This is a genomic window from Marinobacter alexandrii (genome assembly GCA_039984955.1).
Classification (GTDB): Bacteria; Bacteroidota; Bacteroidia; order Cytophagales; family Cyclobacteriaceae; genus Ekhidna.
In genome coordinates this window covers 2,074,069-2,089,201 of record JBDWTN010000007.1, presented here as the reverse complement: position 1 = coordinate 2,089,201, position 15,133 = coordinate 2,074,069, and the positions used below count along the sequence as shown (strand labels likewise).

Genomic DNA, 15,133 nt, shown 5'->3' with positions numbered 1-15,133 from the left:
CGGAGTAACTTTTTTTTATTGTCCGTTTCTTGATTGTATAAACCCGTGATTTCCCTTAAATGTTGCAATTGTATCTTGAAATAGTTCATTTTTTAGATGAACTAGTCAATATGATCTATCAATACATCATATAGTGTTGATGTAAATAATTTGTCAAAACTATTTCCATGGATCAGTGTATTAAGTAAGGGTTTACTTTTGCCATCTTATAAAGAGGATCAATAAGTTGAATACGAAAGAATTAATAAGCAAATACCAGGAAAGTACGAATGTTAAAGCAATAGCAGAAAGCATTGAAAACAGAAAGCAACTTCGTTTAAAGGGAATAGCTGGAAGTTATGATGCTTTTTTGGTGGCCGCTATTTCAAAATCAATTGGTGGTATACACTTGATTGTTTTACATGATCATGAAGAAGCCTCCTATTTTCAGACCGATCTTTCAAATTTTCTGGAGGACGAGTTTGTGGCATTCCCTTCGTCTTACAAAAAGGCCTATCAATACGAAGAAATAGAAAATGCCAATATTCTTCAACGCGCAGAGGTACTAAATGACCTCAATGACAAAGAAAACATTGTCATAATTACGTATCCGGAAGCATTATCAGAAAAAGTAATTAACAAACGATCGCTTGTTTCAAATACATTCACCACTAAGCCTGGTGAACAATTAGATGTAGAATTTATTAGTGACTTGCTACTCACCTACGATTTCGAAAAAACTGATTTTGTTTATGAACCAGGTCAGTTCTCCGTTCGTGGCGGTATCGTAGATGTGTTTTCGTATGCACATGAAAGGCCCTATCGTTTAGAATTGTTTGGAGATGAAATAGAATCAATACGTGAATTTGATCCTGAAAGCCAGCTCTCAACAAAAGACTTGGATCATATTTCTCTCATTCCTAATGTTCAAACAAAATTGATAAGCGAAGAACGCCAGTCATTCCTAGATTATATTCCAAAAGAGACCACTATATGGCTTAAAGATTATCAGCAGTCATTAGATATTATTGATAAATCTTTTCATAAGGTAGAAGAGCAATTTCATATGATCCGTGAAATGAGCGGGAACTCTACGCTTATTACTTCCCCAGATCAGCTATTCGAAACTCAGGCTTCTTTCACTAGCTCACTAGATGGTTTTACCAAAGTTGAGTTTGGAAAGCGTTTTTACCTCCAACCAGAAGAAGAATTAACCTTAGCGACCAGACCTCAGCCTTCTTTTCACAAAAACTTTGCTTTATTAGCCGATAACCTAAGGGAGCTTCAACAAAACAATTATCAAAAATTCATTGCCGCTGAATCTTTCAAGCAGATAGAAAGATTAGAAACCATTTTCGAAGAAATAGATCACGAAATCAGGTTTGATGGATTAACGGCTTCACTAAGAGAAGGGTTTATTGATGATCATGAGGAAATTTGTGTTTATACAGATCATCAAATCTTCGATCGGTTTCATCGATATAAAGGCAAAGAAAAGTTTACAAAAAGTAAAGCACTAACTCTTAAGGAGCTTAAAACACTTCAACCAGGAGATTTTGTCACACATATTGATCACGGAGTTGGGCGTTTTGCCGGGTTAGATACCGTGGATGTGGGCTCCAATAAGCAAGAAGCTATTCGTTTGGTTTACCGTGATGATGATTTGCTTTACGTCAGCTTGCATTCACTCCACAAGATTTCTAAATATTCTGGCAAAGAAGGTGAGCCCCCTTCAATTAATAAACTCGGATCTCCTGACTGGGAAAACAAGAAGAAGAAGATTAAGCGGAAAGTTAAGGATATAGCAAAAGACTTAATCGAATTGTATGCAAAAAGAAAGTCCGCCCGTGGTTATGCTTTTCCTCCTGACGATTATCTACAAGCTGAGTTAGAGTCATCATTCATGTACCAGGATACTCCAGATCAATCTCTGGCAACATCAGATGTAAAAGCTGATATGGAGCTAGAACATCCTATGGATAGGTTGGTTTGTGGCGATGTTGGGTTTGGAAAAACAGAAATTGCAATTCGTGCTGCATTTAAAGCTGTTAACTCTGGTAAGCAAGCAGCAGTATTAGTCCCAACAACCATTCTTGCCATGCAGCATCATCGGACATTTTCCTCACGCTTGGAAAATATGCCCGTCAATATCGATTATATAAACAGGTTTAAAACCACTAAGCAAATAACTGAAATCAAAAAGAAGATTAAAGAAGGGAAAATCGATATTCTCATTGGTACACATCGTATTGTAAACAAAGACATTGAGTTTAAAGATCTTGGATTGATGATCATTGATGAAGAGCAAAAGTTTGGTGTCAAAGTAAAAGAGCGACTCAAAGAAATGAGAGTCAATGTTGATGCATTAACACTTACTGCTACCCCAATTCCTAGAACACTTCATTTCTCTTTGATGGGAGCAAGAGATTTATCTATCATTTCTACGCCTCCGCCAAATAGAAGACCCGTGACAACAGAGTTGCATGAATTCAATGAAGAAGTCATTCGAGATGCTGTAAGTCATGAAATAAGAAGGGGTGGGCAGGTTTTCATGGTTCACAATCGAGTGAGTGATATAGAGCAGATTGGAAACATGATTTATAAGCTCGTCCCCGACTCTAGAATCGGTATAGCACATGGACAGATGGAGGGGCCTCAACTTGAAAAGGCAATGATGAAGTTTATTGAAGGAGACTATGATGTACTTGTCTCTACAAACATCATTGAAAGTGGTCTTGATATTCCAAACGCAAATACAATCATCATTAACAATGCACATATGTTTGGTCTCTCAGACCTACACCAAATGAGAGGTCGAGTTGGAAGATCCAACACAAAGGCATACTGCTTTATGCTCACGCCTCCGGTTTCTGCTCTTACAAGTGATGCTCGGAAGAGACTCAACACATTAGAGGAGTTTTCAGAATTAGGTGACGGTTTCAAAGTTGCCATGCGAGATCTCGACATACGAGGAGCTGGCGACTTACTCGGAGCAGAACAGAGTGGTTTTATCAATGACATAGGTTTTGATATGTATCATAAGATTCTTGATGAAGCTGTTCAGGAGCTGAAAGACGGTGAATACAAGCAGTTGTTTGAATCTGATCTACTCAAAAACAAAGAAGTACTCGATAAGATGACAGAAGACTGCAATATTGAAACTGATTTCGAGGCATTAATTCCTGAAAGTTATGTACGTAATATTTCTGAAAGGCTTGGGTTATACACCAAACTTGACGACTTGAAATCTGAAGAGGAATTAGTAGACTTTATTAAGATGATGAAAGACAGGTTTGGTCCACTTCCAAATGGTGTTACCAATCTTACTGAAACTGTAAGGCTAAGATGGAAAGCTATGCACATAGGTTTTGAGAAGGTTACCATAAAAGGAAATAAAATGAGATGTTATGTCTCAGATAAAAAGCCGCAGGAGTATTTTCAATCAGAGCGATTTGGTAATGTTTTAAGCTTCATTAAATCCAACCCCCATGATAGTAAGATGAAAGAGGTTAAAAACAAACTGCTCATAAGTGTGGAAAATATTGGTTCAATAGAAAATGCTCGTCAGGTAATAGATCAAATGCATGCTCCTATGACTCCAGTGTGATTATTTTATGAAATGATACAATAAATAGGGTTATCTAGCATTAGATCAGTAGGTTTAATCTAAAATCCATCAACTTACGATGGCTTTTTTGAAATATTTGTGTTTATTAGTACGTTGAAACGTTTCAAGACAAATTCAAACGGTGTTATGAAAAATTATGTGAGAGCAGCCAAAGGCATTGGTTACTTTGCTATTGCTGCAGCTTTTTTAAGCGCTTGTAACTTTATTAAAGGTAGTGGAGGAGCCCCCTCTGCTGAAAACCCAGGTTTTGCTAGTTCAGCCACCGGCCTGGAATTTAACGAAGAAGGTGGTTTTCAAGTAAATGATTTTCAGGGACAACCAGATGGCCCCAACCTTATATTTATAGAAGGTGGTCGAACTGTACTTGGATCATTTGAAGAAGATGTTATTTATGCTCACGATAACTTGGAGAGAGCTGTGACTGTTGCTTCATTCTATATGGATGAAACAGAAGTAGCAAATATTCACTGGTTAGAGTATGAGTATTATATCAAACAAGATTCAGACGAGTATTATTGGAGAAATAACATGCCGGATACCGCTGTATGGGCAAAAGATCTTGCTTTCAATGATCCTTATGTAAATAACTATTACAGATATCCTGGATTCAGATATTTCCCTGTTGTGGGCGTAAACTGGAGACAAGCTGTCAACTATTGCAAGTGGAGAACCACAGTCGTTAACCTAAAGCTTGCAGAAGATGCTGGGTATTTAGATCCTGTTGCGAGTGGTGACGATGCTTTTGCTGGTGCAGAGGGTGGAGATCTATCCTCATCTGCTGGAACTGTTCCAGGGCTAACTTCAGGAGTAGTACTTCCCGGATACAGACTTCCTACGGAAGCAGAATGGGAATTTGCTGCACAAGCATTGATCGGAACACAATGGCAAGATGAAAATCAAACGCATAGAAGGTTATACCCTTGGGATGGTCATGCGTTAAGAAATCCTTACGGAAAAAGTATGGGATACTTTCTGGCCAACTTCAAAAGAGGTAATGGTGATTATGCAGGTATCGCGGGAAAATTAAATGATGGAGCAATGATCACTACATACATATATGATTATCCTCCAAATGATTTTGGCCTTTATAATATGGCTGGAAATGTGAACGAGTGGGTTCAAGATGTATATAGACCATTATCTTTCCAAGATATGGATGATTTAAACCCTGCACGAAGAGATGCAATCCTAGACTCAGAGACGGGATATGATGGGAATTACTCATTTATAGGAAATGAGAGCGCATATACTGAAGCTGATTGGGTTGAAACATCTGGTCTTCAAAAGTCTTATAATGCTGATAATCCACCTACGAAAAGAGTAAGAGTCTATAAAGGAGGATCTTGGCAAGATGTTGCTTATTGGATGTCTCCAGGAACTAGAAGATTCTTGTTCGAAGATTCAGCTACATCTACCATTGGATTTAGATGTGCTATGATTAGAGCTGGATCTAATTTCTAAAAAATTAATCTCACAGATTTTCCTAAGGCTGTTCTTCTAGAACAGCCTTTTTTTATGCCGCATAAAATCAATTTCCACGCGCTACTGCCAATACATGTATATTATCGGCCTTAGCTTCTGCTATTCTTTTAGCAAGCATGCCTACAGTAGCTCCCGTTGTTATAACATCATCGACGATAATTAAGGACTTACCGGATAAGTCCTCTTTCACTTCGGAGTAAACATTTTCTAAATTTTGCCAGCGCTCTACTTTGGTCTTTTTCGTCTGTGTCTTCGTTGCTATGATTCTTTTCAATAGATCTGTTTTGAGAGGTATTTCCAATATTTCAGAAATTCCCTGAGCAATCAATTCGCTTTGATTAAATGTTCTTCTTCGCTCTTTTGATTTGTGAAGAGGTACCGGAATAATATAATCCGCCTTTATATCTGCCAAAGAAGGAGCAAACCATTTTCCCAATGTCACACCAAGGTCTTTCTTACCCTTATACTTAAGCTCGTGAAGTAATTTTTGTACAACACTTTTTTTGTTAAAATAAAGAAAAGCACTAGCTGACTTTATCTTTGGTTCAAAAGCAAACTTTTGAAAAAGCTCATTTTCTGGATTTTGTTGATCATTTGTAATCGGTAGGTCTATTTTACAAGATGTACATAGATATCTTTCCGCTGAATTAAGGGACTGTTCACAGTTGATGCAGTTTTGAGGGAAAATCAACGAAATAAAATCATTTAACATAATGATGAAATTAATCATGAATAATGGTTTACAAAAAAGATCTTGAGCTACAAAAGGATTGGGTATCACTTCTATATAAGCTTAAGGAAGTGACTGGTAAAAGACCTTCTGACCTGAATGCTGTCTTATTTCTAATTGGCATTCAGGAACTTGGCGCTGGTACAAAAAGCTTTTCAAAAGAAGAAAAGCAAGACATTATGCATATTGCTATCTGCAAAGTGCTTTCTTTGGCAGGGTATTATGAACTTGAAGGTAACGACAAAGACGGGTGGCCTCATTGGAAATTAACCAAAAAGTTGCCTCGTTTTGACTTATTAGAGCAAGAAAAGTTGTTAAAAATTCAAATTTTAGAATACTTCAAGGAAGAAATTGGATGGTAAAGTGCACCTTTGATTCAGGTTGTCCGTTTACATTCGAACAATGAGTGGGTTAGAAGAAATTAAAAGTAAGATTGCATCCTTTAAAAGACGTTTTTATTTACGTCAAACGATTCTTGGTGTCTTAGGATTTCTTATCCTCAATTCTTCAGTTTTTTTCTTGCTAAGCACACTTGAACATCAATTTTGGTTAGGCGTTGTAGGTAGGTCCATTTTATTCTTCGGATTTTTACTATTTCTTATTGTCTCCGCTTACTTGCTACTAGCTCAGCCCATCTTAATGTTCACCAAACTTAGGAAAGGATTAAGTGATGAACAGGCCGCTGTAGAGATTTCAAAGCATTTCCCAGAAATAGAAGACAAACTCATCAATGCACTGCAGTTAAGTAAACAAGAAAATCAAGCATTGCTTAACGCAGCTATAGAAAAAAAGTCCGCTGAGTTTAAAAAGTTAGTGTTCATTCAAGCCGTTGACTTTAGAATCACAAAAAAATATGGTTTACTGTTACTTCTGATTGCAACTGCATTTGTACTGGTTTCATTTATCAATCCATCACTCATAACGGATAGCTCAAATAGGATCGTCAATTTTAAAAAAGAGTTTATCCCTGAAGCTCCTTTTTCCTTTAAAATCAAGAATGAAAAACTCAAAGCCTTTAGAGGAGAAGATTTCTCATTAAATGTGGATATTGAGGGGGATCTGATTCCTGAATATGTCAATATCTTCATCAACGGGAAAAGCACCAAACAAATCAAAATTACGAATGCTCAATTCTCTTACACATTTCAAAAGATTCAATCGCAAAAGGATATCTATTTTGAAGGTGCTGGATTTCAATCAAAAACATACAACATTGAAGTACATGATCGACCCGATTTAGTTTCACTTCTCATCAGGATATCTGAACCGCCATATGCAGGAGGGTTAAGTCGAACGGTAGAAAACACGGGTGATTTGACTGTTTTAGAGGGTTCACAAATTTTGTGGGAATTCAATACTCTTGCAACGGACAGTGCTCATTTCACTATTAATGGTGAAAAAGCGAATGTTAGCAGAACCAGCGAATCCTGGTTTGCTATTGATGAGAGAGTAATGAACGATGGAAGCTATCAAATCGATCTTTTTAATCGATTTAGTCAAAATAAATCTGAGCTAACATATTCCATTGATGTTATAAAAGACGAATACCCTGACATAATTGCTCAATATTTTCCTGATTCTATAACATATGAATCAATCTCGATAGCTGGATCAGTTTCAGATGACTATGGTTTCACTGGCTTATTTATTAATTATCGCAAACAGAATGAGAAGAATTACACAAAGATTCCCCTTGAAATAAATAAAAAAGTTAGGAGTCAAAGCTACTACGTAAACTGGAGTCTGGATACACTAAACATCAATCCCGGTCAATCCATTGAAATGTATATAAGTGTAAAAGATAATGATGGTGTGCATGGGGCAAAAGAGACAAAAGCCAATTCTTTCATTTTAAAAGCACCAAGTCTAGAGGACATCAATGCCATCATTTCTGAAAAAGAAAGTGATGTTGAAGATCAATTAGGAGCGAATAAAGAAAAAGCCGAAGAAATAGCCGATAGGTTAGAAGAAATTGAAGAAAGATTAAAGTCTGAGCAAAAATTTGATTGGCAAGAGAAAAAAGTGTTGAATGATATTATTGAAGATCGCGAGGCACTTAATAAGCAAATAGAAGAGCTTAAAAAGAAGCATGAAGACCTTCTTAAATCAAATAAGCAATTTAACAAGCAGAGCAGTCAGCTTCAAAACAAAAGCGAAAAGCTTCAGGAATTGATAGATCAATTGATGGACGAAGAAACTCGAAAACTTTATGAAAAGTTAAAGGAGTTAATGAAAGAAAATTCATCTTCCGATGAAATCAGTCAACAAGTGAATGAATTAAAAAAGAACGAACAAAACCTAGAGAGAGATCTAGAACGTACACTTGAGCTTTTCAAACGACTTAAAATGGAAACTGCATTAGAACAAAACTTGCAAGAACTTGATACTTTAAGTCAAAAGCAAGAAAATGCCTCTGAAAAAGAGTTAGATAAGGATGCTCAAGAAAAGATTAATGATGAGTTTGATGAATTCCGTGAAAAAATGGATGAAATACAAGACCTTAATCAAGATCTTAAACGTCCTGAGGCAATGGAAGATTTCGAACTCGAGGAACGTCAGATAGCGAAAGAGTTAAGAGAAATTATGGACGAAATGAAGAAAAATGAAGAATCTGACGAGAACGAAGGAAGTCAAGAAAATTCCGATGAAAATCAGGGAGAAGAGCAACAAGAAAAATCTCAGAAAAATCAAAAGTCCAACAATACACAACAAAAACAGAAAAATGCTTCTCAGAAAATGAAAAAACTGAGTAAAAAGCTATCCAAAATGCAAGGAGGAATGCAAATGGAAATGATGCAAGCCAATCTGGATGAATTAAGAGACATTCTTGATAATCTAATAAAGCTCTCTTTTAATCAAGAAGAGATAATGCTTGAAATGAGACAAGTCAATCAATCAGACCCTAGGTTCCTCGAACTATCACAAAACCAACTTAAACTTAAAGATGATGCAAAGGTGATTCAAGACAGTCTCCTATCATTAGCATCCAAGGTTGTTCAGATATCTTCCTTTGTCACTCGTGAAGTAGGCTCTATCAATGATAATATTGACGAAGCTATAGACTATCTCAAAGATAGAAACAGGGGTCGTGCACTTTCAAGCCAACAATTTGCAATGACCTCCATAAATAACCTGGCCTTACTGCTTGATGACACCATGCAACAAATGCAAATGTCCATGTCAGAATCTATGGGTAATTCAAGTGGTCAAAAGCAGAAACCTCAAGGCATGCCTGACCTTCAAGAAATGCAGAACCAATTAGGTGAAAAAATCAATGAACTCAAAGGTTCTGGGAAATCTGGACGTCAACTTTCAGAAGATTTGGCAAGACTTGCGGCTGAGCAGGAAATGATCAGACAGCAGATGCAAATGCTCAAAGAATCTCAAGATGGAAAACCAGGAGGTGGATTAGGTGGTGATGAATTAAAAAAAGCTATAGATATGATGGAGCAGAATGAAGTCGATCTAGTAAACAAAAGACTCACTCGACAGTTGATCAACAGACAGAAACAGATAATGACCAGGATGCTCGAAGCTGAAAAAGCACAAAGAAATCAAGAAATGGAAGAAGAGCGCGAAGCTCAAAAGCCTTCTATTATCTCGCGTGAAATGCCACCCGGCTTTGAAAAATATTTAGAATTAAGAAAAAAAGAGATTGAATTATTAAAAACAATTCCTCTAGAGTTCAATCAATTTTATAAAAAAGAAGTAAACGACTATTTTAGACGTCTAAGTACAGAAGAAAAAGAATGATTGATAACATTCAAATACAAATACCCTCACTTCCTGAAAATATCAGGATTGTTGAAAGCTTCATTGATAATGCAAAAGATCAGTATAAGCTTAATGATGATATCTATGGAAACATCATGATAGCTGTGACTGAATCAGTAAACAATGCTATTGTTCACGGCAATCAATCAAACAGTAAAAAAAGCGTACACCTGCAATTGGCACTAGAGGATTCACTTATCCGGTTTACTGTAGAAGATGAGGGCACAGGTTTTGATTACAGTAATCTTCCTGACCCTACCTTACCAGAAAACCTAAGTAAACCTGGAGGACGTGGCATATTCCTAATGAAGAATCTTTGCGATGAAGTATCCTTCAAAAAAGACGGAAGAATCGCTGAGTTAAGTTTCTATCTCTCTTGAAAAACATTCAATACTTCTCAGAAGGTATTAATTTTCAGCTCTCCCATCAAACAGAAATTTCATCTTGGATTGTCAAGATCATTCAATCCCACGGTTTCAAATTGAACGAGCTCAATTATATTTTTTGTTCAGATAGATATTTACTTGAAATAAACCGGAAGCATTTAAATCATGATTATTACACCGATATCATCACCTTTGATAATTCTGATCAAGAAACCGTAATCGAATCCGACATCTTTATTAGTATAGATCGTGTAAACGAAAATGCTACCAAACAAAACACCAATAGCCAAAAAGAACTTAGTCGGGTAATCATCCACGGCGTACTACATCTTTTGGGATTCCAAGACAAGACTGATGAAGAAAAAAAAGTCATGAGAGAAAAAGAAGACACGTGCTTATCTTTGCTGAAAATTTAGAGGTTCCACGTGAAACATAGTCATTAACCACTACAAGTTCCACGTGAAACATTAAGATATATGCTTCAGGATTACGATATTATAGTTGTGGGTGCCGGACATGCAGGATGCGAAGCTGCTGCCGCCGCTGCTAACATGGGCTCAAAGGTGCTTCTTGTCACTATGAACATGAACACAATCGCTCATATGTCTTGCAACCCCGCGATGGGTGGTATTGCAAAAGGGCAAATCATCCGTGAAATAGATGCATTAGGTGGCTATTCGGGAATAGTCACAGATAAATCCATGATTCAATTCAGGATGCTCAATCGCTCAAAAGGCCCAGCAATGTGGAGTCCAAGAGTCCAATCCGATAGAATGAGGTTTGCCGAAGAATGGAGATTAGCCTTAGAAGCCATCCCTAATTTAGATTTTTGGCAAGAAATGGTAAGCGAACTACTTGTTAAAGATGGACGTGTTGTTGGTGTCAAAACGGGCATTGGGATCGAAATTAAAGCTAAGTCAGTTATTCTTACAAACGGTACCTTTTTAAATGGTCTCATTCATATTGGCGAAAAACAATTTGGGGGAGGGCGATCTGGAGAGAGAGCTTCCACCGGAATCACAGAACAATTAGTTAGTCTTGGTTTTGAGTCTGGCAGAATGAAAACAGGAACTCCACCAAGAGTTGATGGTCGTTCACTAAACTATTCTCTTATGGAAGAACAACAAGGAGATGAAATGCCAGGTAAGTTTTCATACCTTGAATCTTCTAGACCATTAACTCATCAAAGAAGTTGCCATATCACATATACCAACCCCAAAGTTCATGAGATCCTACAAACTGGTTTTGAACAATCTCCTATGTTTAATGGTAGGATTCAAGGCTTAGGCCCAAGATACTGTCCATCAATTGAGGACAAAATCAATAGGTTCTCCGAAAGAGATAGACATCAAATATTCGTTGAGCCAGAAGGGTGGAATACAGTAGAAATATACGTAAATGGATTTTCTACATCACTCCCAGAAGATGTGCAATACAAGGCACTCCGCATGATCCAAGGTTTTGAAAATGTTAAAATGTTTCGTCCTGGCTATGCAATTGAGTACGATTTTTTTCCACCTACTCAACTATCAAATACACTGGAGACTAATGTTATTGAGAACTTGTACTTCGCTGGTCAGATCAACGGTACCACAGGTTATGAAGAAGCTGCTTGTCAAGGGATGATTGCTGGAATAAATGCTCATCAGAAAATACATGAAAATGAAGCATTCATCCTCAAGAGAAATGAAGCATACATTGGTGTGCTAATTGACGATTTAATAAACAAGGGTACAGAAGAGCCATATAGGATGTTCACCTCCCGTGCCGAATTTAGACTACTGCTTAGACAAGATAATGCTGATATAAGGTTAACTGAGAAGAGTCACAAAATAGGTCTCGCATCCGATCAGCGATTATCAGAAGTTGAAAAAAAAGAAGATCAAACAGCACAACTAAAGAAGCTTCTCCAAACCATACAGTTTAAACCAAATGAAGCAGAAGAGAAATTAGCTCAACTTTCTTCTGCTCCTATAAAGGATAGGTCATCGCTAGAGACAATCTTAAAGCGTCCTGAAATATCAATTTACGACTTCAAAATATTCTCAGGGGAAGCAGAAAAAGCAATAGAGCTATTCTCTCCAGAAGTGATAGAACAAACCGAAATCCAAATAAAATATCAAACCTATATTGAAAGAGAGCTTCTCAATTCAGAAAAAATGAACAATCTTGAGAATCTAAAAATCAAGAAAACATTTGATTACAATCAACTTTCATCACTATCTGCAGAAGCCAAAGAAAAATTGCTAAAAGTCAAACCAGAAACTTTAGGACAAGCATCTAGAATTAGTGGAGTATCCCCATCTGATGTATCTGTCTTAATGGTCTACCTCGGAAGATAATGTACGAGAAACTCGATTCCTGCCCATTATGTAAGAATACCAAGTTTGATAATTACATGATTTGTGATGATCACACTGTTACAGAGGAAAGTTTTGCTCTTGTCAAGTGCTCAAAGTGTCAACTGATATTTACCAATCCAAGACCACTTGAAAGTGAACTATCTCGCTACTACAATAGTGAAGATTACATTTCCCACACTAATAATGGTAATTCACTACTAAACATCCTCTACAAGATTGTAAGACTATATACGCTTAAAAGAAAAGTTAATCTGCTTTCCAAGTACAGTAAAAAAGGATCAATATTAGATTTTGGCTGTGGCACTGGTGACTTCCTAAACTCATGTCAAAATTCAGGTTGGCAAGCTTTTGGCTTTGAACCAGATAATGGAGCAAGAGGTGTTGCACAGAAAAAAATCACCAATTCTATCTATACTGATTTAGAACAGATTAAAAATAAGTTCGACATCATTTCAGCTTGGCATGTGGTAGAACATATATCATCACTAAGAGAAACTATTAAATTGTTGAAAAAGAGACTTAAAGATGGTGGTCATTTGATTATAGCATTACCTAATAATAAATCATACGATGCAAACCACTACCAAGAAAAATGGGCCGCATACGATGTGCCTAGACATCTTTACCACTTTGATCAAGAATCAATGAAAACATTTATTATACAGTTTAAACTTAAACTTGTAAACATAATCCCAATGAAATTTGACTCCTACTATGTATCTCTACTAAGTGAGAAATACAGAAAAGATGGTGGTCTATTGAGAGCTTTAAAAACAGGATATCAGTCAAATCAAAAAGCAAAAAAGACATCTGAGTATTCGAGTCTAATCTACATACTTAAGAAATGAGACGCCTTCTATATCTTTCCCTTTTCGTTGTTTTAATTGATCTCTCATTCCATAAGTGTGCGAATCCTGGTAGACCTACAGGAGGACCTAAAGACACTATTCCACCTACACTTATTTATGCCTCACCAATTACAGGTACAACACGTTTTTCTGGAAACGAGATAACATTAGAATTCTCAGAATATATCAATGCTGATAAATTAAAACAACAACTTATTATCACTCCCAAGTCTGACATTAACTATAAATCGATAATTAAAAGAAACAGACTAATCTTTAAGCTTGAAGGAAAATTAGAAGACTCGACTACATATAACTTCAACTTTGCTAACGGAGTTACAGACATTACTGAAAAGAATCCCGTGGTAAATCTATCATTAGCGTTTAGTACGGGTCCTTACATTGACAGTATGATAGTCAATGGTACAGTAGAAGAATTACTTACTAAAGAACCGGGAAAATCCTATGTCATTGGACTATATCCAAACACTGATACATTGGATTATTTTTCTCAAAATCCGATGTATTTCACATCAGCAAATGATTCTGGTGATTTTAAATTAGAATATATTAAAAAGGGTGAGTACAAAATTCTGGCATTTAACGACGATAACAAAAATTATATACTCGATCCTGAGACAGAATCTCATGGATTTATACAAGAAACTTTATTACTGGACAGTCCTATATACATTCCACATATTCGTTGTGTATTGCAAAACGTAAAACCCATAAAACTCATCAATGCTAGACCAGTTGGGCCATATGTAGAAGCGAAATTCAATAAGATGATAGATTCATACAAAATTGAATTAGCCGACTTAGATCATAATATTGTTGGTGAGAATAAAGATATTATTAGAATTTATAAACCAGAGCATATTAATTATCGAGACAGTACAAGTGTCATTATATATGCACAAGACAGTTTGCTCAACACCACAATAGATACAATCGATTTTGTATTTCTAGAATCGAATCGCAAACCTTCATCATTTTCTTACTCATCAGATAAAAGAAACCTACTACTTAAGGATACCACACAAGTAACCTTCAACTTTAATAAACCAATCAAGCATACTAATCCTAATAATATATTTTTTAAAGCAGATTCATTATTCAGCTATCGTATCCAAAAAAGCATTGGTTGGAATGATAATAAAACTACGGCTAATGTAAAATTTACCGTTAATCGTGATTCACTTTTTGAAGCTTATGTAAAATCAATACCAACAGATACTGCACAATCTGATTCTGCAAGTCAATCAAAACCAGAACCAGAAATCTCATCTATATCATTATTCTTCGATGCAGGTACTTTCATATCGATAGATAATGATACTACTGACACCAAATCTATCTCCATACGTGAAGAACAAAAAAAACCATCAGGTTCGCTTCAAATCTCTCTAACAACTGATCATACCAACTTTATCGTACAGCTAATAAACGCTCAAGGAGAAGTCGCATATGAAATCGCAAATCAAATTTTCACCAATTTTACTTCACTAAAACCTGCTACTTATTCTATTCGAATACTTATTGACTCAAACCAAGATGGCCAATGGTCATATGGAAATCTTCTCAAAAATCAAGAACCAGAAAAAGTATTTTTATACGAAGAAAAGTATTCAATAAGAGAAAACTGGGAAAATACCTTGGGGATAACCTTTTAATCTCTGTGCATAAGTTCGTTCTCATAAGTGGAAAACTTTTACTTTATCACAGAACCTTGCGACATAAGTTACCCGTCATAATATAACTTATAACAAGTGTTCACTTATCGACAATTAATACATTGGTCCAATCACCTCTTATTACTCACATTCAATAATTTTACTTGTCCACAACAAAACATTAAAACTCTATATTCTAAGTACTTACATGTTGATACCTTGTTATTCAAACAAATCTTATAGCTTGCTTATAAACAAATAGAAATA

Annotated in this window: 10 protein-coding genes; 9 read left to right on the top strand and 1 reads right to left on the bottom strand. The window is 36.2% G+C overall.

All coding sequences use genetic code 11. From position 1 onward, the window contains the following. Positions 1 to 226 precede the first annotated feature (226 nt). Together mfd and gldJ are read left to right on the top strand one after the other, a co-directional pair. On the top strand, positions 227 to 3,586 hold the full coding sequence (gene mfd / locus ABJQ32_15475; protein ID MEP5291052.1) for a transcription-repair coupling factor: 3,360 nt from the start codon (positions 227 to 229) through the stop codon (positions 3,584 to 3,586). A gap of 147 nt (positions 3,587 to 3,733) precedes the next feature. After that, on the top strand, positions 3,734 to 5,068 hold the full coding sequence (gene gldJ / locus ABJQ32_15470) for a gliding motility lipoprotein GldJ (protein MEP5291051.1): 1,335 nt from the start codon (positions 3,734 to 3,736) through the stop codon (positions 5,066 to 5,068). Between the two features lie 67 nt (positions 5,069 to 5,135). On the opposite strand, the gene ABJQ32_15465 is transcribed toward gldJ, so the two are convergent. Continuing rightward, on the bottom strand, positions 5,136 to 5,819 hold the full coding sequence (locus tag ABJQ32_15465; protein MEP5291050.1) for a phosphoribosyltransferase family protein: 684 nt from the start codon (positions 5,817 to 5,819) through the stop codon (positions 5,136 to 5,138). A gap of 5 nt (positions 5,820 to 5,824) precedes the next feature. Here ABJQ32_15465 and ABJQ32_15460 point away from each other — a divergent pair, with 5 nt between their 5' ends. The 7 genes from ABJQ32_15460 to ABJQ32_15430 are packed head-to-tail and all read left to right on the top strand — an operon-like array spanning position 5,825 to position 14,866. Next, positions 5,825 to 6,181, top strand: coding sequence for a hypothetical protein (locus ABJQ32_15460; protein MEP5291049.1), 357 nt, complete (start codon positions 5,825 to 5,827; stop codon positions 6,179 to 6,181). A gap of 40 nt (positions 6,182 to 6,221) precedes the next feature. Next, positions 6,222 to 9,572 (top strand): DUF4175 family protein, encoded by a 3,351-nt coding sequence (locus ABJQ32_15455; GenBank protein ID MEP5291048.1) that lies wholly within the window; start codon positions 6,222 to 6,224, stop codon positions 9,570 to 9,572. After that, entirely contained in the window at positions 9,569 to 9,973 is a 405-nt protein-coding gene (locus ABJQ32_15450) for an ATP-binding protein (protein MEP5291047.1), read from the top strand. Before ABJQ32_15455 ends, ABJQ32_15450 begins: the two co-directional genes overlap by 4 nt. Next, positions 9,970 to 10,395, top strand: coding sequence for an rRNA maturation RNase YbeY (gene ybeY, locus ABJQ32_15445; protein ID MEP5291046.1), 426 nt, complete (start codon positions 9,970 to 9,972; stop codon positions 10,393 to 10,395). Before ABJQ32_15450 ends, ybeY begins: the two co-directional genes overlap by 4 nt. A 60-nt stretch (positions 10,396 to 10,455) precedes the next feature. After that, entirely contained in the window at positions 10,456 to 12,321 is a 1,866-nt protein-coding gene (mnmG, locus tag ABJQ32_15440) for a tRNA uridine-5-carboxymethylaminomethyl(34) synthesis enzyme MnmG (protein MEP5291045.1), read from the top strand. Then, complete coding sequence (locus ABJQ32_15435) at positions 12,321 to 13,190, top strand: class I SAM-dependent methyltransferase (protein MEP5291044.1); 870 nt, start codon at positions 12,321 to 12,323, stop codon at positions 13,188 to 13,190. The genes mnmG and ABJQ32_15435 overlap by 1 nt, the downstream gene beginning before the upstream one ends. Then, the gene (locus ABJQ32_15430; GenBank protein ID MEP5291043.1) at positions 13,187 to 14,866 is read left to right on the top strand and encodes an Ig-like domain-containing protein; all 1,680 of its coding nucleotides are present in this window, start codon (positions 13,187 to 13,189) and stop codon (positions 14,864 to 14,866) included. The genes ABJQ32_15435 and ABJQ32_15430 overlap by 4 nt, the downstream gene beginning before the upstream one ends. Positions 14,867 to 15,133: the final 267 nt, after the last annotated feature.

Excerpts from the sequence above, each read along its gene's own strand:
- ABJQ32_15460 (MEP5291049.1), top strand. The coding sequence starts at position 5,825 with ATGGTTTACAAAAAAGATCTTGAGCTACAAAAGGATTGGGTATCACTT.
- gldJ (MEP5291051.1), top strand. The coding sequence starts at position 3,734 with ATGAAAAATTATGTGAGAGCAGCCAAAGGCATTGGTTACTTTGCTATT.
- ABJQ32_15435 (MEP5291044.1), top strand. The coding sequence starts at position 12,321 with ATGTACGAGAAACTCGATTCCTGCCCATTATGTAAGAATACCAAGTTT.
- mnmG (MEP5291045.1), top strand. The coding sequence starts at position 10,456 with ATGCTTCAGGATTACGATATTATAGTTGTGGGTGCCGGACATGCAGGA.
- ABJQ32_15455 (MEP5291048.1), top strand. The coding sequence starts at position 6,222 with ATGAGTGGGTTAGAAGAAATTAAAAGTAAGATTGCATCCTTTAAAAGA.
- ABJQ32_15465 (MEP5291050.1), bottom strand. The coding sequence starts at position 5,819 with ATGATTAATTTCATCATTATGTTAAATGATTTTATTTCGTTGATTTTC.
- ABJQ32_15450 (MEP5291047.1), top strand. The coding sequence starts at position 9,569 with ATGATTGATAACATTCAAATACAAATACCCTCACTTCCTGAAAATATC.
- ABJQ32_15430 (MEP5291043.1), top strand. The coding sequence starts at position 13,187 with ATGAGACGCCTTCTATATCTTTCCCTTTTCGTTGTTTTAATTGATCTC.